Below are 24,030 nucleotides of genomic sequence, written 5' to 3'. Positions count from 1 at the left end.
ATTACTCGGCCATCGAAGAGGAACGGGGTTTGGGAGCGGGTGGAACCGGGTCGAAACCACCGGGATTCCACGGATGACAGCGACCTAGGCGACGCAGAGTCAGCCAGCCGCCGCGTACCAGGCCATAGGTTTCAATGGCTTCGTACGCATAGCAGGAGCAACTGGGGTAGAAACGACAGTGACTGGCCATCAGGGGACTGATGGCATAACGGTAAAACTGGATCGGAACGAGTGCCAGTTTACGCATCAGGACTGTTTACCCCCGCAGTTTCGGTTTTCGCTTCTGGACTGGATCGGCTGCGCGCCAGACGTTTCCAGAGCTTGCCGAAATGCTGAATCAATTCGGGGTTATCAATGTCACCCAAGCCTTTGCGTGCGACGACCACGATATCTACGCCTGCCAGGTTGTCCTGGTGGAGACGGAAGGACTCGCGCATCAGACGCTTCAGGCGGTTACGCTCAACGGAGAGCTTTACGCTCTTTTTCCCAATCACCAAACCCAGCCGGGCGTGATCGAGTTCGTTGTCGCGTACAAGGAGCAGGAGATTTTTTCCCGGAACCTTGCCGGTTGGGGAGTCAAAGACTGCCTTGAAATGCCGGGGCGTCAACAGACGTTTTTCCCGACTGAAGTCTCGACTCACCACCTGTGCCGACTGATCAAACTGTCAGACGCTTACGGCCTTTGGCGCGACGACGCGACAGAACCTGACGTCCGTTTTTGGTTGCCATGCGAGCACGGAAACCGTGGGTGCGGGCGCGCTTGATGGTGCTCGGTTGGAAAGTACGTTTCATGGTGTGTTACCTGGTTCGTCCACAACGGGCCGGAATGACCCCGTTTTAAGAGAGCGGGGATTCTAGAGAAAGCAAGCCCTCAGGTCAATTTCCAGCCAACGATTCCTGCACGGTCTTCTTAATTAGAGGAAGGGCTGACAACCCGGCGCTCGGGCAAACGGATCACTGAGCCAAAGATAGAAATAAAGAAAGGACATATTTAAAGCTTTTTTGAAGAGCTTATAAGAGCTAGAGGCCCCATTCTCTGTGGATAACCTACCAACCGCCTTTTTCTACAAGGTGTACAGAGGATCACAACTCTGTCTGAAAACGGTGCTGCGACTGTGTCGACCCTGAGGAAAGGCTGTGCATGGAATGCTGTTTTATCCACAGAAGTCTTATCCACAGATTTGCGGCGTGAGTTATGCAGAGTAGCCAGCGAGGTTTATCCACAGAGCTTATTCACATTCCACCCATGGTCATTTCGATCCATTAACGCCTGATTTTCAGTTCCTCACGGCTGTCCGTATGTGGATAAGTCCGCCCGGGGTGGGTACAATGGCCGCCTGTTTTTTTGCCTCATGGCTTTCGATACTTAGGGGATTTCCGTGTCAGTGGAACTTTGGCAGCAGTGCGTGGAGCTTTTGCGCGATGAGCTGCCGGCCCAGCAATTCAACACCTGGATCCGTCCGCTACAGGTCGAAGCCGAGGGCGACGAGTTGCGCGTGTATGCGCCTAATCGGTTCGTGCTCGACTGGGTGAATGAAAAGTACCTGGGGCGGCTGCTGGAGCTGCTAGGCGAGCAGGGTCAGGGGATCGCCCCGGCACTCTCCTTATTAATAGGCAGCAAGCGCAGTTCTGCTCCTCGAGCAGCGCCGACGGCTCCACTGGCGGCAGCTGCTGCGGCCTCGCAAGCTGCCCAACATGCAGGCAGCGTCCAACCTAATGGCGTGACGCCGCCTGCGGATGCACCTGCACAAGCGCCCGCACCTGCCCTGCAAACCTCGCTGCAGACCGACGACGAACCGTCGCGAGCCAGTTTCGATCCCATGACGGCCGCCAACGCGCAACCGGTAGCGGCTGCCAAAACGGAACAACGCAGCGTACAGGTCGAGGGTGCGCTCAAGCACACCAGCTACTTGAACCGTACCTTCACTTTCGAGAATTTCGTCGAAGGTAAATCCAACCAGCTTGCGCGGGCTGCCGCTTGGCAGGTAGCGGACAATCCCAAGCACGGTTACAACCCCCTCTTTCTTTATGGCGGCGTCGGCTTGGGTAAGACTCACTTGATGCATGCTGTGGGTAACCACCTGCTCAAGAAAAACCCGAACGCCAAAGTCGTGTACTTGCATTCCGAGCGCTTCGTCGCGGATATGGTCAAGGCGCTTCAGTTGAACGCCATCAATGAGTTCAAGCGTTTCTACCGGTCGGTGGACGCCTTGCTAATCGACGATATCCAGTTTTTTGCTCGCAAAGAGCGCTCTCAGGAAGAGTTTTTTCACACCTTCAACGCCTTGCTCGAAGGTGGTCAGCAGGTCATCCTCACCAGTGACCGCTATCCTAAAGAGATCGAAGGGCTTGAGGAGCGGCTCAAGTCTCGTTTTGGCTGGGGTCTGACCGTTGCAGTGGAGCCGCCCGAGCTTGAGACTCGAGTGGCGATCCTGATGAAAAAAGCGGACCAGGCGAAGGTCGAGCTTCCCCACGATGCCGCTTTCTTCATTGCCCAGCGCATTCGTTCGAACGTCCGTGAGCTCGAGGGCGCCCTCAAACGCGTCATTGCTCATTCTCACTTCATGGGACGAGACATCACCATCGAGCTGATTCGAGAATCCCTCAAGGATCTGCTAGCGCTTCAGGATAAGCTGGTCAGTGTGGATAACATTCAGCGCACCGTCGCTGAGTACTACAAAATCAAGATTTCCGACCTGCTGTCGAAACGTCGTTCGCGGTCAGTTGCCCGCCCACGACAGGTCGCGATGGCGCTCTCCAAGGAATTGACCAACCACAGCCTGCCGGAAATTGGCGACGTGTTTGGAGGCCGTGACCACACTACCGTGCTGCACGCGTGCCGGAAGATCAATGAACTGAAAGAATCCGATGCGGATATCCGCGAGGACTACAAGAACTTGCTGCGGACTCTGACAACTTGATGCCGACGCAGCTTATCAAGGCAAGGGACTAGACCATGCATTTCACCATTCAACGCGAAGCCCTGTTGAAACCCCTGCAACTGGTCGCCGGTGTCGTAGAACGCCGCCAGACCTTGCCGGTTCTGTCCAACGTACTGTTGGTCGTTGAAGGCCAGCAGTTGTCGTTGACCGGCACGGACCTTGAGGTCGAGCTCGTTGGTCGCGTTCAGTTGGAAGAGCCCGCTCAATCGGGCGAAATAACCGTCCCGGCGCGCAAGCTCATGGACATTTGTAAAAGCCTGCCGAACGATGCCTTGATCGACATCAGGCTCGACGAACAGAAACTGGTGGTCAAGGCCGGACGTAGCCGTTTCACGCTGTCTACGCTGCCTGCAAACGACTTCCCGACGGTGGAAGAAGGGCCAGGTTCGCTGACGTTCAATCTGGTCCAGAGCAAGCTGCGCCGACTGATCGAGCGGACCAGTTTTGCAATGGCGCAACAAGATGTGCGGTATTACCTCAACGGCATGCTGCTCGAAGTGCAGTCGGGTGTGCTGCGTGCGGTGTCGACAGACGGTCATCGTCTGGCCATGTGCTCCATGGCAGCGGAGATTGAGCACGCTGATCGCCACCAAGTGATTGTGCCTCGCAAGGGCATTCTTGAATTGGCACGTCTGCTCACCGAGCAAGACGGCTTGGTCAGCATTGTCCTCGGGCAGCACCACATCCGTGCGACAACCGGTGAATTCACGTTCACGTCAAAGCTGGTGGATGGCAAATTCCCTGACTACGAGCGCGTGTTGCCTAAAGGCGGTGACAAACTGGTGGTGGGCGACCGTCAGGCATTACGTGAAGCCTTCAGTCGCACGGCGATTTTGTCCAACGAAAAATACCGGGGCATTCGTCTTCAACTCGCTAGCGGTCAGTTGAAGATTCAAGCGAATAACCCCGAGCAAGAGGAAGCGGAAGAAGAGATTGGCGTCGACTACAACGGTGGATCGTTGGAAATCGGCTTCAACGTCAGCTACCTGCTGGACGTTCTCGGCGTTATGACCACGGAACAAGTTCGTCTGATATTGTCCGATTCCAACAGCAGTGCGCTGGTTCAGGAGTCGGGCAACGACGATTCGGCTTACGTCGTCATGCCAATGCGCCTGTAACCAGCGGGCGCTCGATGTCTCTTAGCCGCATCTCGGTCACCGGGGTGCGCAATTTGCACCCGGTGACCTTTTCCCCTTCCCCCCGTATCAATATTCTTTACGGCGCTAACGGCAGCGGCAAGACCAGTCTGCTTGAGGCTATCCATCTTCTCGGCCTTGCTCGCTCTTTTCGCAGCACCCGGTTGCAGCCCGTTATCCAGTATGACCAGCCTGCCTGCACTGTGTTTGGGCAAGTTCTCTTGAATGAGGGCGGACAAAGCAATCTCGGTATTTCACGAGATCGACAAGGCGAATTCCAGATTCGCATAGACGGCCAGAACGCCAAAAGTGCAGCGCAGTTGGCAGAAACGCTGCCTCTTCAGCTCATTAACCCAGACAGCTTCCGCTTGTTGGAAGGGGCGCCCAAGATACGGCGACAGTTCCTGGATTGGGGAGTGTTCCACGTGGAACCTCGCTTCATGGCCACTTGGCAGCGCTTGCAGAAGGCCCTACGGCAGCGGAACTCATGGCTGCGGCATGGTACACTTGACGTCGCCTCGCAGGCCGCCTGGGATCGGGAATTGTGCCTGGCCAGTGACGAAATTGATGTGTTCCGCAGAGCCTACATCAAAGCCCTGAAGCCCGTTTTTGAAAAGACACTCAGTGAGCTCGTTCAGTTGGATGGGCTGACCCTTAGTTACTTCCGCGGCTGGGACAAGGAAAAAGAGTTGAGCACGGTTCTCGCCTCTTCCTTGCACCGAGATCAGCAGATGGGGCATACCCAATCCGGCCCGCAGCGCGCAGATCTTCGCCTTCGATTGGGCGGCCACAACGCCGCGGACATTCTGTCCCGCGGCCAGCAGAAATTGGTGGTTTGCGCGTTACGCATTGCCCAGGGCCATCTGGTCAATCAGGCTCGCCGAGGCCAATGTATTTATCTCGTCGACGACTTACCGTCCGAGCTCGACGAACACCATCGCAGCGCATTGTGTCGGCTGCTTGAGGAATTACGCTGCCAGGTGTTTATCACCTGTGTAGATCATGAATTGTTGAGGGAAGGCTGGCAGGCGGGTACGCCAGTCGCTTTGTTCCACGTGGAACAAGGCGATATCACCCAGACCCACGACCATCGGGAGTGAATGCATGAGCGAAAATCAAACGTACGACTCGTCCAGCATCAAGGTGCTTAAAGGACTTGATGCCGTACGCAAGCGTCCCGGTATGTACATCGGCGATACGGATGATGGCAGTGGTCTTCATCACATGGTATTCGAAGTGGTGGACAATTCCATCGACGAAGCGCTGGCCGGTTATTGCGATGACATCACCGTTACCATTCACCCGGACGAGTCCATCACCGTGCGCGACAACGGCCGGGGCATCCCGGTCGACGTGCATAAAGAAGAAGGTGTGTCAGCCGCGGAAGTCATCATGACCGTTCTGCACGCAGGCGGTAAGTTTGATGACAACTCGTACAAGGTCTCAGGCGGACTGCATGGGGTAGGTGTATCGGTCGTAAACGCATTGTCGGAAGAACTGAACCTCACGGTTCGTCGCAGTGGCAAGATTTGGGAACAGACGTACGTTCACGGCGTGCCAAAGGAACCGATGAAGATCGTCGGCGACAGCGATACCACGGGCACTGAGATCCATTTCAAGCCCTCAGCGGAGACCTTCAAGAATATCCACTTCAGCTGGGATATTCTCGCCAAGCGCATTCGTGAATTGTCGTTCCTCAACTCCGGTGTTGGCATCGTTCTCAAGGACGAACGTAGCGGGAAAGAGGAGCTGTTCAAATACGAGGGTGGGTTACGCGCCTTCGTCGAATACTTGAACACCAACAAGACCGCGGTCAACCAAGTGTTCCACTTCAGCGTCCAGCGTGAAGATGGCGTGGGTGTCGAAATCGCACTGCAGTGGAACGACAGCTTCAATGAAAACCTGCTCTGTTTCACCAACAACATTCCTCAGCGCGACGGCGGCACTCACTTGGTGGGTTTCCGTTCGGCATTGACGCGTAACCTCAATAACTACATCGAGCAGGAAGGTCTGGCGAAGAAGCATAAAGTCGCCACCACTGGCGACGATGCGCGTGAAGGCCTGACCGCGATTATTTCAGTGAAGGTTCCCGATCCTAAGTTCAGCTCGCAGACCAAAGACAAGCTGGTATCGTCCGAAGTCAAAACCGCGGTGGAACAGGAGATGGGTAAATACTTTTCTGACTTCCTCCTGGAAAACCCAAATGAGGCCAAGGCTGTTGTCGGCAAGATGATAGACGCCGCGCGTGCTCGGGAAGCCGCCCGTAAAGCGCGGGAGATGACCCGCCGCAAAGGTGCCCTCGACATTGCAGGCCTGCCCGGCAAACTCGCAGATTGTCAGGAAAAGGATCCTGCGCTGTCGGAACTGTATCTGGTCGAGGGTGATTCTGCGGGCGGTTCCGCCAAGCAGGGTCGCAACCGCAAGACTCAGGCAATTCTCCCGCTCAAGGGCAAGATTCTGAACGTCGAAAAAGCTCGCTTCGACAAAATGATTTCGTCCCAAGAAGTGGGCACTCTGATCACTGCACTCGGCTGCGGCATCGGCCGGGAAGAATACAATATCGAGAAGCTGCGCTATCACAACATCATCATCATGACCGATGCTGATGTTGACGGTTCGCACATTCGGACGTTGCTCCTAACGTTCTTCTTCCGCCAGCTCCCTGAGCTGGTCGAGCGAGGCTACATCTACATCGCTCAGCCGCCGCTGTATAAGGTGAAGAAAGGCAAGCAAGAGCAATACATCAAAGACGACGACGCCATGGAAGAGTACATGACGCAGTCGGCGCTGGAAGACGCGAGCCTGCATCTTAGTGAATCGGCACCTGGTATCTCCGGTCCGGCGCTCGAAAAACTCGTCAATGATTTCCGTATGGTCATGAAGACCCTGAAGCGTCTGTCGCGTCTTTACCCCGAAGACCTGACTGAGCATATGGTGTATCTACCTGCGGTCCCAATGGAGCAGCTGTCGGATCATGCGCAGATGCAATCCTGGATGGCTTTGTTCGAAGCGCGTCTGAGGGCGACCGAGAAGTCGGGCATGGTTTACAAGACCAGTCTGCGGGAAGATAAAGAGCGCAATGTCTGGCTGCCAGAGGTCGAAATCGTCTCTCATGGTTTGTCCAACTACATCACATTCAACCGTGATTTCTTCGCGAGCAACGACTACAGAACTGTCACTGCGCTCGGTGCGCAAATCGGTTCGTTGCTCGAGGAAGGCGCCTATGTGCAACGTGGCGAACGCAAGAAATCAGTCACTGAGTTCAAGGAAGCGCTGAACTGGCTGATGACTGAAAGTACCAAGCGCCATACCATTCAGCGATACAAAGGATTGGGTGAAATGAACCCGGATCAGTTGTGGGAAACCACAATGGACCCGACCGTGCGCCGCATGCTGAAGGTGACGATCGAGGACGCGATCGCTGCGGATCAGATCTTTAATACCTTGATGGGCGATGCCGTCGAACCGCGTCGTGACTTCATTGAAGCCAACGCTTTGGCCGTCTCGAACCTGGATTTTTGACGCCGCTGTTTACCACCCCGAGCAGCCGTTTTCCTGTAATGGATTCTTAAGCCTGCCCTTCACCTCAAAGCCCGCATTAGCGGGCTTTTTGGTTTTTCCCGTCGGATGACCAAGCGTCGTCGGGTCATTGGCTAACACCGTATTCCGCTTCTGTTCCACGTGGAACATATCTCACCTTCAGGCTGGCTCGACACACGCCGCTCTGACTCGCTGCGTTAATGATAGATTGCTCCTGACATCGTTCTATTACGACTACAACGCCAATGACTGGAAATTGACTATGCCTGCCAACGCTGCTCGGAAGACCTTGCAACAGACGACTGAAGGGCTACGGCTGAAAGGCGAGGAAGCGGCAGGTTGGCGGGAATGGGGGCCCTATCTGAGCGATCGTCAGTGGGGAACCGTCCGAGAGGACTACAGCGCTGATGGCAACGCTTGGGACTATTTTCCGCACGACCACGCCCGCAGTCGTACCTACCGCTGGGGCGAGGATGGCTTGGGCGGTTTCTCGGACAAAGCGCAGTACTGGTGCCTTGGGCTCGCGTTGTGGAACGGGCGCGACCCGATAATCAAGGAGCGCTTGTTCGGATTGAACAACAGCGAGGGCAATCACGGCGAGGATGTAAAGGAGCTTTACTTCCATGTGGATGGTGTGCCGAGTCACGCTTACATGCGCATGCTCTACAAATACCCACACTCAGCATTCCCCTATAGTGATCTGGTTGAAGAAAACGCGCGTCGCGGTTTGGATGACCCGGAATACGAAGTGCTGGATACCGGTGTTTTCAACGACGACCATTATTTCGATGTCAGCATCGAATACGCCAAAAACACTCCCGACGATATATTGATGCGGGTGACAGTCGTCAACCGGTCAGATTGCTCTGCGCGATTGCATGTCCTCCCCCACGTCTGGGCGCGAGATACATGGAGTTGGGCACTGGACGCTGAGCGCCCTTCCCTCTCGCTCATTGGCGACCGTGTTGTGGCTCGCCATCCTCAGCAGGCAGAACGAGAAGCATCGGCCTGGGGGATGGACGCATGTGAGTGGATATTTTGTGAAAATCGCACGAACTCCCCCAAGCTGTTTGGCCTTGAGGAAGCCGGGCCCTTCAAGGATGGTATCAATGACTGGCTCGTCGACGGCAGAGAGGACGCGATACGTCGTGACACAGGCACCAAAGTGGCTGCGGATTTTGTCCTGGAATTGACCGGCGGAAGTTCTTCATCCGTCTATATGCGCTTCGCACCGGCTGGCTCTGCTCGAGTGAATACGAAGAAGCTGTTTGAAAGACGTCGGCAGGAAGCGGATGAATATTATGGTGTGTTGCAAGCGGACTTGATGGACCCCGACGCGCGCAATGTTCAACGCCAAGCCATGGCAGGCCTGCTGTGGTCCAAACAGCTTTACGCTTTCGATGTGAAAGCCTGGCTTGATGGCGACCCGGGTCTCCCGCCGCTTCCGAAGGAACGCGCTCATCTGCGCAACAGTCAATGGAGGCACCTGTGCAACTTCGACATCGTCTCAATGCCCGATAAATGGGAATACCCGTGGTATGCCTCGTGGGATCTGGCTTTTCAAGCGGTGGCCTTCGCGCTCATCGATGTGGATTTCGCCAAAGACCAATTGCTGCTGCTGGTCAAGGACCGTTTCATGCACCCTAACGGCCAGCTTCCTGCGTATGAGTGGCGGTTTGACGACGCGAATCCCCCTGTGCACGCCTGGGCATCGTGGCGCGTTTATCAAATGGAAAAGGCTCAAAAAGGCTTCGGCGATGTGGCCTTTCTCGAGCGGGTTTTCCACAAGCTGCTGTTGAATTTTTCTTGGTGGGTCAATCGAAAGGACGCCGAAGGCCACAATATCTTCCAAGGGGGCTTTCTTGGGCTGGACAACATCGGGCTGTTCGACCGTTCCGCTGCCCTCGCCCCTGGCTACCAGCTCGATCAGGCGGACGGTACGGCATGGGTCGGCGCCTACGCCCTGGACTTGATGCGCATTTCCCTAGAGCTCGCGCAACACAATGAGGTTTACGTCGATATTGCTGTGAAGTTCTTTGAGCATTTCCTGTATATCGCTGGTGCCATCAATGAAGTTGATCAAGCGGAGGTAGAAGGCCTCTGGAACGATGACGATGGTTTTTTCTATGACGTATTGCATCGCCCGGATGGTCAGCGGGAATCGGTCAAACTTCGATCCTTCGTAGGGTTGATTCCGCTGTTCGCCGTGAGGGTATTGGAGCAGCGCGAGCATGAGGGCTTGAAAGGCCTGAGAGAGCGTTTGTTGGGTTTTTTACACCATCGACCAGACTTGGCGGCGTTGGTCTCGCGATGGACCGAACCGGGAAAAGGCAACCGTCTGCTATTAGCGCTGCTGCGCGGGCAGAGAACCAAGGACCTGATCACACGCATGCTCGATGAGCACGAATTTCTCTCGCCTTACGGCGTGCGTTCTTTATCCAAGTTTTACGCCAAGCAGCCGTTCAGCATGCACATCAATGGCAACACACTGTCGGCAGATTATGAGCCTGCGGAGTCCGGCTCTCGATTGTTTGGCGGCAATTCCAATTGGCGGGGCCCGGTCTGGATACCGTTGAATTACATGCTTATCGAGTCACTGCGGGAGTTCCACCGCTACTACGGCGAGAACTTTTCCGTCGAATATCCGAGCGGCTCGGGCTATCTCGCCTCGCTCAAGGAAGTAGCAGACGGGCTGAGTCAGCGGATCAGCCAACTTTTCCTTCGTAACGACGAGGGGAACCGCCCGGTCATGGCAGGTTATGCGCAGCTTCAACGAGACCCTCTTAGCCGAGATCTGGTGCTGTTTCATGAGTACTTCCACGGTGAGAACGGACGTGGTCTCGGGGCCTCGCACCAGACGGGTTGGAGCGCATTAGTGGCCCTGCTGCTTCAGCCTTCCATTTAGAATCGTCGATCATTCGGCGAGGAGGAACCTCGCTGTGCCAAAGCGGATGCGGATCAAGGAGACGTAAACGGATGTCGTTCCGGAAGTACCAAAAGGTGTTGGCCATCCCGCGTGTCATGTCGGCCACATTGTTCATGTTCGTAGCAGGCCTGCCCCTCACGATCATGACGTTGACTTTGAGCCTGCATGTGCTCAATGAGATGGGACGCAGTTACTTCGATGCCGGTGTGGTCGCAACAGCCACCGCACTGGGGTTTGCCGTAGGCTCGCCGTTGGTGGGACGGATGATGGATCGGCATGGATTACGGCCTGTCGTGGCCCTCTGCGGGGCGCTGTCCACCCTCGCCTGGGTTTCGTTGCCCGTGGTTAACTACGCCCCCTTCGTGGCCCTCGCCTTCGCCGCGGGCGTGTTCACGATCCCGACAGGTTCGTTATCCCGACAGTTCGTCGCCAGCCTTGTGCCTGAAGACCAACGGCGGCCGGCGTACTCATTGACCACCATGTTGATGGAGTTGTCATTCGTCATCACGCCTGCTTTAGGCATTCTGCTGATTACCACCTATTCGGCAACGGCTGTGCTGTTCGGTATCGGCGCATGGCGTGCTGCGTCTTATATCGCCCTGTATGTGCTGAATTGGCCGATACGCGACGTCGGTGAAAGCGCCCCCTCCCCCGACAAGGTCGGGCTGAAATGGCGGCAGTGGTTCAGTGCTCGCTTGTTGAGTGTTTTGCTCGTCAGCGCCGGCGCACTGTTCGTGCTGTTCGGTACCGAACTGGCGCTGATCGCAGTCCTTCGCGAAAACGGGGAGATTGCCTACACGGGCTACGTCATTGCGGTCATGTCGATCGCTTCGATAACCGGGGGCTTCGTTCACGGCCTGGTTCACCGATCCTGGTCTCTTATGCGGCTAGCAGTGACGATGAGCCTGCTTTTGCTTCCCGTAGTCTTCTTCGATCAAGTCTGGTGGCTGTTGATGCTGGCGCTGTTGCCCACCAACCTGCTGTGCACACCCACGCTGGCTGCCAGTTCGGAAGCGGTCGCAAAGTTGGCGCCCGCCAGCGTACGGGGCCAGGTCATGGGCCTGCAGGACTCCGCGAACCGTCTAGGGCAGACGCTTTCGATGCCACTGGTTGGCTTCGCTATCGACACCTCATCTCCTGCGATGGGCTTCGTTGCGGCGGCAAGTGGAGGGCTGGTGTTGATCGGGGTGGCGGCGCTGTTTGATCGGTGGGTGACACCGACTAACCCATCGGCGTGAACACAAAACGTCAGTCTTGGCTGGAAGGCTCAAAACCGGCGTTATTCGGGATAGATAGGCACCCTCATAAAAACTTATGCACGTTTTTGGGTCTTTAATCTCAAAGAGAAATAAATCGTTAAATCAATGAGTTATCGATATTAAATTGAAAATTCTCACAATTGGTGCACAGGTTATCCACAATTCAGGCCGGTGATTTTTCCGAGACGGTGACTGGCTCTACGGGCGACCCCATAGCCTTTTGCGTCTCCTCATTCCATGCGGCCACTCGGTCATTCAACGCTGCGATGGCGCGTGGGCCACTGCCTTCGGCATACATGGGAGCACCAATCACCACTTCGATCGTACCCGGCTTTTTGCCCCACCCTTCTTTTGGCCAGTACCTTCCTGCGTTATGCGCCACGGGCAAAACAGGCAATTCAGCGTTTACGGCCAGCGCAGCGCCGCTGCGAGAAAACTTCCCGATCTGGCCATAGGGGACGCGAGTCCCTTCAGGAAAGATCAAGACCCAAACACCGTCCTTGAGCAGTTCGTCGCCCTTCTTGGCCACGACCTTCAAAGCCGCTTTGGGGTTGTCGCGATCAATGGCAATGGGTCGCAGCATCGCCATGGCCCAGCCAAAAAACGGCACGTATAGCAGTTCGCGCTTGAGCACTTGGCTCAAAGGCTGGAAATGAGCGGAGAGGAAGAACGTTTCCCACGTACTTTGATGATTGGACACGATCACGCAAGGCGTCGTGGGAACGTTCTCCTGGCCGGTGACGTTAACCTTGATGTTTAGAAACACCTTTGTCAGCCAGACTGCGCAGCGACACCAGTAGACGTTGATGAAACGATAACGGACAGGAAACGGCAGGAAAGGCGCGACGAAGAAACTCAGTGAACACCACAGCAAGGCGCTGGTGCCCAGCAGCAGGTAAAAGATGAAGATCCTGATGGCCTGCACTATCGACATGGCTGCATTTACCATTACGGGCATTTGCCCGAAGTGAGCATGGCGCCACACGACCGGTCAGTCGTGCGACGACGCGCTGTTGTGAATAAGTTCCGCGGCAACGGCCGCCAGATCGTCGAATACCAACGTTCCAGCAGGCAAAGAGTTGCTCCGCGTCTTGTGACCTTTGCCTGTCATGACCAGAACAGGTTGACAGTCGACGGCCATCGCCGCCTCCAGGTCACCCCTGCTGTCGCCAACGAACCATATTCCGCGCAAATCGACGGAATAATGATTGGCGATGGTGCGAAGCATTCCCGGTTTGGGTTTGCGGCAGTCGCACCCCGTGTCAGGGCCATGAGGACAATATACGATCAGACCGACCTTGCCACCCCGCTCGGCTACCAACGCTCGCAACTGTGCGTGCATGGCATCCAAGGTAGCCAGATCATAGTAACCACGAGCAATGCCAGACTGGTTGGTGGCCACCGCCACCGTCCAGCCGGCCTTGCTCAATTGCGCGATGGCCTCGATCGAGCCGGGAATCGGAATCCATTCCTGCACCGATTTGATGTAGGCGTCGGAATCCTCGTTGATCACTCCATCTCGATCGAGAATCAGCAGCTTCAAATCAGTCGCTCCCGCGTTAGCCCAACAGGGAGATGTCGGCCACGCCGAGGAACAGATTGCGCAGACGTGCCAACAATGCATACCGGTTGGCACGTACGCTGGCGTCTTCGGCATTGACCATCACTGCCTCGAAGAAGGCATCCACCGGTTCGCGCAGCGCTGCCAGGCGCGCCAGTGCTTCGGTGTACTGGCGATTTGCGGCCATCGGCCCCACCGCCTGATCGGCCTGCTGAATGGCCGAATACAGCGAAAACTCGTTGGCGTTGTCGAAATACTTCGGCTCCACCGTCTGGGCGATATTCCCCTCGGCCTTGCTCAACAGGTTTGACACGCGCTTGTTGACCGCGGCCAGCGACGCTGCTTCCGGCAATTTGCGGAAGGCTTGCACGGCTTGCACGCGCTGGTCGAAATCCAATGCCGAGCCTGGCTGCAGCGCGCGCACCGACAGATAAACGGAAGCGTCCACGCCCTCGTCTTCGTAACGGGCGCGCAGGCGGTCGAAGATGAACTCGAGCACTTGGTCAGCCAGGCCGGCAGCCTTGACCTTGTTGCCGAACTGAGTGACCGAAAACTGAACAGCCTTGATCAGGTCAAGGTCCAGTTTCTTCTCGATCAGAATCCGCAGGATCCCCAAGGCGGCGCGCCGCAACGCGTACGGGTCTTTGCTCCCGGTCGGAAGCATGCCGATGCCGAAGATACCGACGAGGGTGTCGAGTTTGTCGGCAATCGCCACGGCCGCGCCGGTCAAGGTGCTCGGCAATTCAGCGCCAGCGCCGCGCGGCATGTATTGCTCGTTCAACGCCAGCGCCACGTCCTCAGGCTCACCATCGGCCAACGCGTAGTAGTAGCCAGCCACACCTTGCATTTCGGGGAACTCGCCGACCATCTCGGTCGCCAAGTCGCATTTGGACAGCAGACCGGCACGCCCTGCGCGCTGAGCGTCGCCACCGACATGAGGCGCAATGAACGCAGCCAGCCGGGAAACACGTTCTGCTTTTTCGAACACAGTACCCAACTGCGCTTGAAACACGACGTTCTGCAAGCGCTGGTTGAAGGTTTCCAGGCTCTGCTTCTTGTCTTGTTTGAAGAAAAACTCAGCGTCGGTCAGCCGTGGGCGAACGACTTTTTCGTTACCCAGGATGATCTGCGAAGGGTCTTTGCTTTCAACGTTGGCCACTGTGATAAAGCGTGGCAGCAGCTTGCCGTCAGCATCCAGCAGGCAGAAATACTTCTGGTTGTCCTGCATGGTGGTGATCAAGGCTTCCTGCGGCACTTCGAGGAAGCGCTCTTCGAACGAGCACACCAGTGGAACAGGCCATTCGACCAGCGCGGTCACTTCGTCGAGCAACGCAGGCGGTACGATGGCGGTGCCCTCGTGGCGGGTTGCCAGTTCGTCGACACGTTTGCTGATCAGCGCACGGCGCTCGTTGAAGTCGGCCAGAACGTTCGCGGCGCGCAGATCGCTGGCGTAGTTGGCTGGCGAGGTGATGCGTACGCTTTCCGGGTGATGGAAGCGGTGGCCTCGGGACTCACGGCCAGCGGTTTGGGCAAGGATGGTGCAATCGATGACCTGATCGCCGAACAGCATCACCAGCCACTGGGTCGGACGTACGAACTCTTCCTTGCGTGCACCCCAGCGCATGCGCTTGGGAATAGGCAGGTCGTTGAGCGAATCCTCGATGATGGTCGGCAGCAGGCTGGCCGTCGGCTTACCGGCGATGTTCTGGCTGTAACGCAACTTCGGGCCGCTCTGATCGATTTCACTCAGATCGACGCCACATTTCTTGGCGAAGCCCAATGCGGCTTGCGTCGGGTTGCCGTCGGCGTCGAACGCGGCCTGGCGAGGTGGACCGTCCAGATTGACGCTGCGATCCGGTTGTTGCGTGGCCAACTGAGTGATCAGCACTGCCAGCCGACGCGGGGCCGCGTACACCTGCTTGGCGCTGTAGGTCAGGCCCGCAGCCTGCAGGCCTTTTTCAATGCCGGCCAGGAATGCTTCGGCCAACGTGTTCAGGGCCTTTGGTGGCAGTTCTTCGGTGCCCAGTTCAACCAGAAAATCTTGAGCACTCATTGTGCAGCCTCCAGCTTAGCCAACACTTCATCGCGAATATCAGGGGCAGCCATCGGGAAGCCAAGCTTGGCCCGGGCCATCAGGTACGCCTGGGCCACGGAACGGGCCAGGGTGCGTACGCGCAGGATGTATTGCTGGCGAGCAGTCACGGAAATCGCGCGGCGGGCATCCAGCAGGTTGAAGGTGTGCGAAGCCTTGAGCACCATTTCGTAGCTCGGCAACGGCAGTTCGGCGTCGATCAAGCGCATGGCTTCGGCTTCGTAGAAATCGAACAGCTCGAACAGTTTGTCGACGTTGGCGTGTTCGAAGTTGTAGGTCGACTGTTCCACTTCATTCTGGTGGAACACGTCGCCATAAGTGACTTTGCCAAACGGCCCGTCCGTCCAGACCAGGTCGTAAACGGAATCGACGCCCTGCAGATACATGGCCAGACGCTCCAGGCCGTAGGTGATCTCACCGGTCACCGGATAGCACTCGATGCCGCCGACTTGCTGGAAGTAGGTGAACTGCGAGACTTCCATACCGTTGAGCCAGATCTCCCAACCCAGGCCCCATGCGCCCAGCGTAGGCGACTCCCAGTTGTCTTCGACGAAACGCACATCGTGGACCAGCGGATCCAGACCTACGCGTTTCAGCGAGCCTAGGTACAGCTCCTGGAAGTTGTCCGGGTTGGGTTTCAGAACCACTTGAAACTGGTAGTAGTGCTGCAGGCGGTTAGGGTTTTCGCCATAACGGCCATCGGTAGGACGACGGCTTGGCTGGACGTAGGCGGCGTTCCAGGTTTCCGGGCCGACGGCGCGCAGAAACGTGGCGGTGTGGAAAGTACCGGCGCCCACTTCCATATCGTAGGGCTGAAGTACCACACAACCTTGCTCGGCCCAGTATTGCTGAAGGGCGAGGATCAAGTCTTGGAAGGTACGCACGGCTGGCGTAGGCTGGCTCACGAAATTCACCTGTACTGGGGGGCTGCGATTTAAAGAGCGGGAGTATACCCGATTCGGCAGCGCCTCCACCCTTGGGGGCCCTATGCCACGCTGCTTTTGGTGCAACGATGACCCGCTTTACATGGCCTACCACGATCAAGAGTGGGGTGTGCCGCTGCGCGACGCGCAGAAGCTGTTCGAGTTTCTGTTGCTCGAAGGGTTCCAGGCCGGTCTGTCGTGGATCACCATTCTGAAGAAACGCGCCCGTTACCGAGAGGTCATGTTCGACTTTGATGTGAGACGCGTGGCTGCCATGACCGACGCAGAAATCGAAGAGCTCATGCTCGAACCCGGCATCGTGCGCAATCGCCTGAAACTCAACGCCGCACGCAAGAACGCCCAGGCCTGGCTGCGGCTGGACGACCCGGTGGCGTTTGTGTGGTCATTTGTGGGCGGCAAGCCCAAGGTCAATCATTTCAAGGACCGCAGCGAAGTCCCGGCGGTCACACCGGAGGCCGAGGCGATGAGCAAGGCCCTGAAGAAAGCCGGGTTCACGTTCGTGGGGCCAACCATTTGCTACGCCTACATGCAGGCGACAGGGATGGTGATGGACCACACCACCGATTGCGATCGGTATGCGCAGTTGGTTACGTCGTAGGAGCGCGCTTGGTCTGCGTTGCTCGCAGGAGTGGTTACAATGCTCGCCTCATCGATGCAGGAGTGATCTGTGGATAAGTTCAAAGGCGCCATGATGGTCGGAGCGTTGCGGTTGTTTGCCCTGCTCCCCTGGCGCGCGGTGCAATGGGTAGGCACGGGTATCGGCTGGCTCATGTGGAAGCTGCCGAACCGTTCGCGCGAGGTCGCCCGGATTAACCTTTCCAAGTGTTTTCCAGAACTGAGCCCTGCCGAACTCGAGGCATTGGTGGGTCGCAGTTTGATGGACATCGGCAAGACGCTGACCGAAAGTGCCTGTGCTTGGATCTGGCCTGCGCAGAAATCGATCAACCTGGTCCGTGAAGTCGAGGGGCTGCACATTCTTAAAGATGCTCTGGCGTCTGGCAAAGGCGTGGTCGGCATCACCAGCCATCTGGGCAACTGGGAAGTGCTCAACCACTTTTACTGCAGCCAGTGCAAACCGATCATTTTCTACCGCCCGCCCAAGCTCAAGGCTGTGGATGAATTGCTGCGCAAGCAGCGCGTGCAGTTGGGCAACCGCGTGGCGGCCTCCACCAAGGAGGGCATTCTCAGCGTCATCAAGGAAGTGCGTAAAGGCGGCTCGGTGGGTATTCCGGCGGACCCGGAACCGGCAGAATCGGCCGGCGTCTTCGTGCCCTTCTGCGGGACGATGGCGCTGACCAGCAAGTTCGTGCCGAACATGCTGGCGGGTGGTAAAGCGGTAGGCGTGTTTCTCCATGCGATGCGTCTGGAGGACGGTTCAGGCTACAAAGTGGTACTGGAAGCCGCACCGGATGACATGTACAGCCCAGATACCGATACCTCGGCGGCGGCGATGAGCAAGGTCGTGGAGAAATACGTGCGTGCTTATCCGAGCCAGTATATGTGGACCATGAAGCGCTTCAAAAAACGTCCTGAGGGGGAGAAGCGTTGGTATTGAGGCCTTGCGCCGCCCACTGTTGGAGTGCGCTTGCCCGCGATTGCGTCATATCAGCCACATTTTTGTTACCTGAGACACCGCAATCGCGGGCAAGCGCGCTCCTACAGGAAATGCATTTAAAGGCTGGATTTTGGATCAGGCCTTTCGATCCAGCTTCTTGATGAATACCGTCATTTCCTTCTCGGCCTGCTTGTCGCCATGGCCGACGGCTGCGTCGATACCTTGCTCCCATGCCTTTCGAGCCTGCTCGCCGTTTCCCGTCGCGAGCCACGCTTTGCCGAGCAGCTTCCACGCTGCTGAATAGTTGGGATCGAATTCAACACAGCGCTGTAAATGCTCGACCGCCTTGTCGTGATCGCCGGCATCCAGATAACCCTTGCCCAGACCGAAGCGCAGCAAGGCGCTGTCCATGCCCTTGGCGAGCATTTTTTCCAGTGATTCGAGCACGCTGCCCCCCCTTTTTAGAAAAAGCTCAACCCCACCTGAAACAGTCGCTCGACGTCGCGTATGTGCTTTTTATCCACGAGGAACATGATCACATGGTCGCCGGATTCGATAACCGTGCTGTCGTGGGCGATCAATACCTGCTCTCCCCGTGTAATTGCGCCAATGGTGGTGCCTGACGGCAGGTTGATGTGCATGATCGCTTTGCCGATCACCTTGCTGGACTTCGCGTCTCCGTGGGCCACGATTTCGATCGCCTCTGCCGCGCCCCGTCGCAGTGAGTGCACACTGACAATATCGCCGCGCCGAACATGGGCCAGCAACGTGCCAATGGTCGCCAGTTGGGGGCTGACCGCGATATCGATTTCTCCCCCTTGCACCAGATCCACGTACGCCGGATTGTTGATGATGGTCATGACCTTCTTGGCGCCCAGTCGTTTGGCCAGTAGCGAGGACATGATGTTGGCTTCGTCATCGTTGGTCAGGGCCAAGAACAGGTCGGCATTGTCGATGTTCTCCTCCATCAGCAAATCTCGATCTGAGGCGCTGCCTTGCAGGATGACCGTGTTGTCGAGTGTGTCGGACAGGTAACGGCAGCGGGCCGGGCTCATTTCCACGATCTTCACCTGATAGCGACTCTCGATGGCCTCAGCCAACCGCTCGCCGATCTGGCCGCCTCCTGCGATGACGATACGTTTGTAGCTTTCGTCGAGACGACGCATCTCGCCCATGACGGCACGAATGTCTGCCTTGGCCGCAATGAAGAAGACCTCGTCATCCGCTTCGATCACTGTGTCCCCTTGAGGACTAATCGGACGGTCACGGCGGAAAATGGCAGCGACCCGTGTCTCGACATTCGGCATGTGTGCGCGCAACTGACGCAACTGCTGGCCCACCAGCGGTCCGCCGTAGTACGCCTTGACTGCCACCATTTGCACCTTACCCTCGGCGAAGTCGATGACCTGCAATGCGCTCGGGTATTCGATCAGACGCTTGATGTAGTGAGTGACCACCTGTTCGGGGCTGATCAGCACGTCGACCGGGATCGCCTCGTTGTCGAAGAGTCCCGCGCGTGTCAGGTAAGCGGACTCACGCACTCGGGCGATTTTGGTCGGTGTGTGGAACAGCGTGTACGCGACCTGGCAGGCGACCATATTGGTTTCGTCGCTGCTGGTGACGGCCACCAGCATGTCAGCGTCGTCGGCGCCCGCCTGGCGCAGTACGGTGGGAAAGGAACCGCGGCCTTGGATGGTTCGGATGTCGAGGCGATCCCCAAGCGCACGCAGGCGGTCGGCATCCGTATCGACTACCGTGATGTCATTTGCCTCGCTGGCCAGGTGCTCCGCAAGTGTTCCGCCAACCTGCCCTGCACCGAGAATGATGATTTTCAATCAGTCTCTCCCTGAAATGATGTTCTGCAACGCCTCAATCTGTAGGAGCGCGCTTGCCCGCGATTGCGATTTGTCTGATACGTCAATGTCGACTGCCACCCCGCAATCTCGGGCAAGCGCGCTCCTACAGGGATCAGCCTGCAGCGATCTTGATGAGCTTGGCGTAATAGAACCCATCATGCCCGCCTACCTGAGCCAGCAGTTGTCGGCCATGGGGTTGTTTCAGCCCGGGCGGCGGATTGCCTGCTTGCCCGGCAATGTCCAGCTCCCTGGCACCCGGTGTCCGGGACAGAAACGCCTCGATCACCTCCGTATTTTCGGTCGGCAGTGTGGAACACGTCGCGTAGAGCAGAATCCCGCCCACTTGGAGGGTTGGCCATAATGCGTCGAGTAACTCGCCCTGCAGCGTCGCGAGGGCCGGAATGTCATCGGCCTGGCGTGTCTGCTTGATGTCGGGATGACGACGGATTACGCCGGTGGCCGAACAGGGCGCGTCCAGCAGGATGCGTTGGAACGGCTTGCCATCCCACCATTGCTCGGTATCGCGGGCGTCGGCGGCAATGAGGTCTGCACTCAGCCCCAGACGATCGAGGTTCTCTTTGACGCGGACCATGCGCTTGGCTTCCAGGTCCACCGCTACCACGCCGGATAACCCCGTTTGTGCTTCCAGCAGATGGCAGGTCTTGCCTCCCGGCGCGCAGCAGGCATCCAGCACGCGTTGTCCCGGCGCCAGCTCCAGCAGCTCGGCGGCCAGTTGGGCTGCTTCGTCCTGAACGCTGATCCAGCCCTCGGCAAAGCCCGGCAGCGAGCGCACGTCGCCCGGCTCGGTCAGGACGATACCGTCCTGGCTGAAAGTGCTGGCCGTCGCTGCAACGCCTGCGTCCTCCAGCAACTGCAGGTACTGATCGCGGGTTTTGTGGCGGCGACTGACCCGCAGAATCATCGGCGGATGCGCGTTGTTGGCGGTGCAGATGGCTTCCCAGTGCTCAGGCCATGCGGCCTTGAGCGCTTTTTGCAACCAGCGCGGATGCGCGGTTCGGACTACCGGGTCGTGCTCCAGCTCAGTCAACAACGCCTCGCCCTCACGCTGGGCGCGCCGCAGTACGGCATTGAGTAAGGCCTTGGCCCAGGGCTTTTTCAGTTTGTCAGCGCAACCGACCGTTTCGCCGATGGCAGCGTGGGCTGGGATGCGTGTGTAGAACAGTTGATACAGCCCCACCAACAGCAGCGCCTGGACGTCGGTGTCCGCCGCTTTGAACGGCTTCTGCAGCAGTTTTGCCGCCAGGGCCGACAGCCGTGGCTCCCAGCGGGCGGTGCCGAAGGCGAGGTCTTGAGTCAAACCCCGATCTCGGTCATCGACCTTGTCCAGTTGAGCGGGCAGCGAGCTGTTCAGCGATGCCTTGCCGCTGAGCACCGCAGCGAACGCCTTGGCGGCGGCTAAACGCGGGTTCATTGAGCTTCAACCGAAAGGCCGAGCACAGTCCCCGTCGCGAATTTTTCGCGGCGGCTGTTGAACAGGTCGGCGAAGCCCAGCGGCTTGCCACCCGGCAGTTGTAGACGTGTCAGGCGCAAGGCGTGTTGTCCGCAGGCGACGAGCAGGCCCTCCTTGCTGGCATCAAGAATGGTGCCCGGTTCACCCCGCCCTTCGGCGACCTGCGCGGCGAGCACTTTCAAGGTTTCGCCGTTGAGGGTGCTGTGGCAAATGGGCCAAGGATTGAAGGCGCGCACCCGCCGCTCCAGCTCATCGGCCGGACGCGACCAGTCGATACGCGCCTCATCCTTGTTCAGCTTATGGGCGTAGGTAGCCAAACTGTCGTCCTGTACTTCGCCGACCAGCGTACCGTCGGCCAGGCCGGCAATGGCCTGCACCACTGCGTGGGGGCCCAGTTCAGCGAGACGATCATGCAAGCGGCCGCCCGTGTCGTCGGCGCTGATCGGGGTGGTGACCTTGAGCAGCATAGGACCGGTGTCCAGACCCGCTTCCATGCGCATCACGGTCACACCGCTCTCGGCATCACCTGCCTCGACAGCGCGCTGAATCGGCGCGGCACCACGCCAGCGTGGCAGAAGCGAGGCGTGACTGTTGATACAGCCCAGACGCGGGATGTCGAGGACCCCTTGCGGGAGGATCAGACCGTAGGCGACCACCACCATCAAGTCGGGCTGGAGCGCGGCCAGTTCTGCCTGAGCCTCCGGCGCCCGCAAGGTCGGTGGTTGGCGCACAGGAATGGCGTGTTGCAGCGCGAGTTGCTTGACCGGGCTGGGCATCAGCTTCTGGCCTCGGCCTGCAGGGCGATCCGGCTGGGTGTAGACCGCGACCACTTCATGAGGGCTGTCCAGCAGGGCTTTGAGGTGTTCGGCGGCGAATTCCGGGGTCCCGGCGAAGACGATGCGCAGTGGCTCGGTCATGGGGTTCTCTTGGGAGGTAGCTTTGAGGAGCGCGCTTGCCCGCGAATAGAGGGTGCTGATGATACGAAGGTGACTGACACAATCGCGGGCAAGCGCGCTCCTACGGTCTGGAAGGCATGGGACGAAACCCGATCAAGCGTTCTGCCTGTGTTGCTTTTCGAGCTTTTTCTTGATCCGGTCACGCTTCAGGGTAGACAGATAGTCGACGAACAGCTTGCCATTCAGGTGATCGCATTCGTGTTGAATGCATACGGCGAGCAGGCCTTCGGCGATCAACTCGTAGGGTTGCCCGTCGCGGTCAAGGGCTTTGACTTTCACCCGCTGTGGACGGTCTACGTTCTCATAGAAGCCGGGCACCGACAGGCAGCCTTCCTGATACTGATCCATCTCGTCGGTCAGCGGTTCGAGCTCGGGGTTGATGAAAACCCGGGGCTCGCTGCGGTCTTCCGAGAGATCCATTACAACCACGCGCTGGTGTACGTTAACCTGCGTCGCCGCCAGCCCGATGCCTGGCGCTTCGTACATGGTTTCAAACATGTCGTCGACCAACTGGCGAATGCCGTCGTCCACGGCCGCCACCGGTTTGGCGATGGTGCGCAGGCGCGAATCGGGAAATTCGAGAATGTTTAAAATGGCCATATACGTAAGAGTTGCACTTGTAGGGTAAAGTCAAAATCGGCTGCTAGGCTTGGGACGTCGCCAGCGCGGGCAGCCACAGAAGTCTCGCGAGACTCCATGTTTCACGCGAAGCCAACATGATAAAGGGATTCACCGCATGAGGAAATCACTACTCGCCCTGCTGCTGTTGGCCACCACGGGCCTTGTTCAGGCGCAAGTACAACTCAGGGAAGGCCATCCAGAGCAGTACACCGTTGTCGCCGGTGACACCCTTTGGGACATTTCCGGCAAATTTCTCAGCCAGCCATGGCAATGGCCGCAGATCTGGAGGGCCAATCCCCAGGTCCATGATCCCGATCTCATTTACCCCGGCGACACCCTGAACCTCATTTATGTCGACGGCCAGCCCCGAATCGTCGTCAACCGTGGCGAATCACGTGGCACCATCAAGTTATCCCCCCGGGTGCGCAGCACCCCGATCGCCGAAGCCATCCCCACGATTCCCCTGGGCGCGATCAATGCGTTTCTGCTGAACAACCGCATCATGGACCGTGCTCAGCAGTTCGACGATGCGCCGTATGTCGTCGCGGTCAATGGCGAGCGGGTCCTCAGTGGCGCAGGTGACCGCATCTATGCTCGGGGCCACTTCAGCCCTGAACATGTGTCCTATGGCGTTTTCCGCAAGGGCAAAACCTACTTCGATCCCGACACGAACGCTGTGTTGGGCATCAACGCGGACGATATCGGCAGCGGCGAGATCGTTGCCAGCGAGGGTGACATCGGTACGCTGCAGATGCAGCGCTCGACCGAAGAGGTGCGGTTGGGTGATCGCTTGTTCGTCAGTGAGGAGCGCGCGATCAATTCCACATTCGTCCCCAGCGAGCCAAAGCAGCCGATTCAGGGGGTGATTCTGGACGTGCCCCGCGGTGTCACGCAGATCGGCGAATTCGATGTGGTAACGCTGGACCGCGGCAAGCTGGACGGCCTGGTCGAAGGCAATGTGCTGGCGATCTATAAGACCGGCGAAAGGGTGCGTGATCGGGTCACCGGAGAACAGGTCAAGATCCCTGACGAGCGCGCAGGCCTGCTCATGGTATTCCGCACCTATGATCGGCTGAGTTACGGGATGGTCCTGCACGCTACCCGTTCTCTGGCGGTGTCTGACAAGGTCCGCAATCCGTAATCCTATGTATCAGCTTTGAAACGCATTTTC

Annotated in this window: 21 protein-coding genes; 9 read left to right on the top strand and 12 right to left on the bottom strand. The window is 57.8% G+C overall.

Translation table 11 applies throughout. The features are described from left to right. Position 1: 1 nt before the first annotated feature. The 3 genes from yidD to rpmH are packed head-to-tail and all read right to left on the bottom strand — an operon-like array spanning position 2 to position 792. Positions 2-247 carry a membrane protein insertion efficiency factor YidD gene (gene yidD, locus DBP26_RS02960; protein ID WP_108236333.1) on the bottom strand — a complete coding sequence of 82 codons (246 nt, stop codon included), beginning with the start codon at positions 245-247 and terminating at the stop codon, positions 2-4. Next, on the bottom strand, positions 240-641 hold the full coding sequence (gene rnpA, locus DBP26_RS02955; protein ID WP_108236437.1) for a ribonuclease P protein component: 402 nt from the start codon (positions 639-641) through the stop codon (positions 240-242). The genes yidD and rnpA overlap by 8 nt, the downstream gene beginning before the upstream one ends. A 16-nt stretch (positions 642-657) precedes the next feature. Beyond that, complete coding sequence (gene rpmH, locus DBP26_RS02950) at positions 658-792, bottom strand: 50S ribosomal protein L34 (protein ID WP_003290924.1); 135 nt, start codon at positions 790-792, stop codon at positions 658-660. Between the two features lie 587 nt (positions 793-1,379). Here rpmH and dnaA point away from each other — a divergent pair. The 6 genes from dnaA to DBP26_RS02920 all read left to right on the top strand — a co-directional run bounded on the left by dnaA (position 1,380) and on the right by DBP26_RS02920 (position 11,782). Next, complete coding sequence (dnaA, locus tag DBP26_RS02945) at positions 1,380-2,921, top strand: chromosomal replication initiator protein DnaA (RefSeq protein WP_108236334.1); 1,542 nt, start codon at positions 1,380-1,382, stop codon at positions 2,919-2,921. 35 nt (positions 2,922-2,956) lie between these two features. Next, a complete protein-coding gene (dnaN, locus tag DBP26_RS02940) occupies positions 2,957-4,060 on the top strand; it encodes a DNA polymerase III subunit beta (protein ID WP_108236335.1) in 1,104 nt (367 codons plus the stop codon). Between the two features lie 14 nt (positions 4,061-4,074). Beyond that, entirely contained in the window at positions 4,075-5,178 is a 1,104-nt protein-coding gene (gene recF, locus DBP26_RS02935; protein WP_108236336.1) for a DNA replication/repair protein RecF, read from the top strand. Positions 5,179-5,182: 4 nt separating this feature from the next. Beyond that, on the top strand, positions 5,183-7,600 hold the full coding sequence (gene gyrB / locus DBP26_RS02930) for a DNA topoisomerase (ATP-hydrolyzing) subunit B (RefSeq protein ID WP_108236337.1): 2,418 nt from the start codon (positions 5,183-5,185) through the stop codon (positions 7,598-7,600). A 280-nt stretch (positions 7,601-7,880) separates the two neighbouring features. Beyond that, positions 7,881-10,523 carry a glucosidase gene (locus tag DBP26_RS02925; protein WP_108236338.1) on the top strand — a complete coding sequence of 881 codons (2,643 nt, stop codon included), beginning with the start codon at positions 7,881-7,883 and terminating at the stop codon, positions 10,521-10,523. Between the two features lie 71 nt (positions 10,524-10,594). Next, the gene (locus DBP26_RS02920) at positions 10,595-11,782 is read left to right on the top strand and encodes an MFS transporter (RefSeq protein ID WP_108236339.1); all 1,188 of its coding nucleotides are present in this window, start codon (positions 10,595-10,597) and stop codon (positions 11,780-11,782) included. A 184-nt stretch (positions 11,783-11,966) separates the two neighbouring features. On the opposite strand, the gene DBP26_RS02915 is transcribed toward DBP26_RS02920, so the two are convergent. From DBP26_RS02915 to glyQ, 4 genes are read right to left on the bottom strand one after another with little or no spacing between them, the layout of a single operon-like run. Next, complete coding sequence (locus DBP26_RS02915; RefSeq protein ID WP_108236340.1) at positions 11,967-12,737, bottom strand: lysophospholipid acyltransferase family protein; 771 nt, start codon at positions 12,735-12,737, stop codon at positions 11,967-11,969. 57 nt (positions 12,738-12,794) lie between these two features. Then, positions 12,795-13,346, bottom strand: a complete 552-nt coding sequence (gene gmhB, locus DBP26_RS02910; RefSeq protein WP_108236341.1) for a D-glycero-beta-D-manno-heptose 1,7-bisphosphate 7-phosphatase — start codon at positions 13,344-13,346, stop codon at positions 12,795-12,797. Positions 13,347-13,362: 16 nt separating this feature from the next. Next, entirely contained in the window at positions 13,363-15,417 is a 2,055-nt protein-coding gene (gene glyS, locus DBP26_RS02905) for a glycine--tRNA ligase subunit beta (protein WP_108236342.1), read from the bottom strand. Further along, positions 15,414-16,361: a glycine--tRNA ligase subunit alpha gene (gene glyQ / locus DBP26_RS02900; protein ID WP_108236343.1), complete on the bottom strand. Its 948-nt coding sequence runs from the start codon at positions 16,359-16,361 to the stop codon at positions 15,414-15,416. The genes glyS and glyQ overlap by 4 nt, the downstream gene beginning before the upstream one ends. Before the next feature lie 82 nt (positions 16,362-16,443). Here glyQ and DBP26_RS02895 point away from each other — a divergent pair, with 82 nt between their 5' ends. Both DBP26_RS02895 and DBP26_RS02890 read left to right on the top strand, forming a co-directional pair. Beyond that, positions 16,444-16,998: a DNA-3-methyladenine glycosylase I gene (locus DBP26_RS02895; RefSeq protein WP_108236344.1), complete on the top strand. Its 555-nt coding sequence runs from the start codon at positions 16,444-16,446 to the stop codon at positions 16,996-16,998. Between the two features lie 69 nt (positions 16,999-17,067). Then, the gene (locus DBP26_RS02890; protein WP_108236345.1) at positions 17,068-17,955 is read left to right on the top strand and encodes a lysophospholipid acyltransferase; all 888 of its coding nucleotides are present in this window, start codon (positions 17,068-17,070) and stop codon (positions 17,953-17,955) included. A gap of 135 nt (positions 17,956-18,090) precedes the next feature. On the opposite strand, the gene DBP26_RS02885 is transcribed toward DBP26_RS02890, so the two are convergent. From DBP26_RS02885 to def, 5 genes are all read right to left on the bottom strand, one after another. After that, on the bottom strand, positions 18,091-18,402 hold the full coding sequence (locus DBP26_RS02885) for a tetratricopeptide repeat protein (RefSeq protein WP_108236346.1): 312 nt from the start codon (positions 18,400-18,402) through the stop codon (positions 18,091-18,093). A gap of 14 nt (positions 18,403-18,416) precedes the next feature. Further along, positions 18,417-19,790 (bottom strand): Trk system potassium transporter TrkA, encoded by a 1,374-nt coding sequence (gene trkA, locus DBP26_RS02880; protein ID WP_108236347.1) that lies wholly within the window; start codon positions 19,788-19,790, stop codon positions 18,417-18,419. A gap of 133 nt (positions 19,791-19,923) precedes the next feature. Continuing rightward, entirely contained in the window at positions 19,924-21,243 is a 1,320-nt protein-coding gene (gene rsmB / locus DBP26_RS02875) for a 16S rRNA (cytosine(967)-C(5))-methyltransferase RsmB (protein ID WP_108236348.1), read from the bottom strand. Beyond that, on the bottom strand, positions 21,240-22,199 hold the full coding sequence (gene fmt / locus DBP26_RS02870) for a methionyl-tRNA formyltransferase (protein WP_108236349.1): 960 nt from the start codon (positions 22,197-22,199) through the stop codon (positions 21,240-21,242). Before fmt ends, rsmB begins: the two co-directional genes overlap by 4 nt. A 132-nt stretch (positions 22,200-22,331) precedes the next feature. Then, a complete protein-coding gene (gene def / locus DBP26_RS02865; RefSeq protein WP_108236350.1) occupies positions 22,332-22,838 on the bottom strand; it encodes a peptide deformylase in 507 nt (168 codons plus the stop codon). 136 nt (positions 22,839-22,974) lie between these two features. Between def and DBP26_RS02860 the strand changes: the two genes are divergently transcribed. Then, a complete protein-coding gene (locus tag DBP26_RS02860) occupies positions 22,975-24,000 on the top strand; it encodes a LysM domain-containing protein (protein ID WP_108236351.1) in 1,026 nt (341 codons plus the stop codon). Positions 24,001-24,030: the final 30 nt, after the last annotated feature.

It is taken from the genome of Pseudomonas sp. RIT409, from assembly GCF_003052515.2.
Classification (GTDB): Bacteria; Pseudomonadota; Gammaproteobacteria; order Pseudomonadales; family Pseudomonadaceae; genus Aquipseudomonas.
This window is presented reverse-complemented; position numbering and strand designations above follow the sequence as displayed.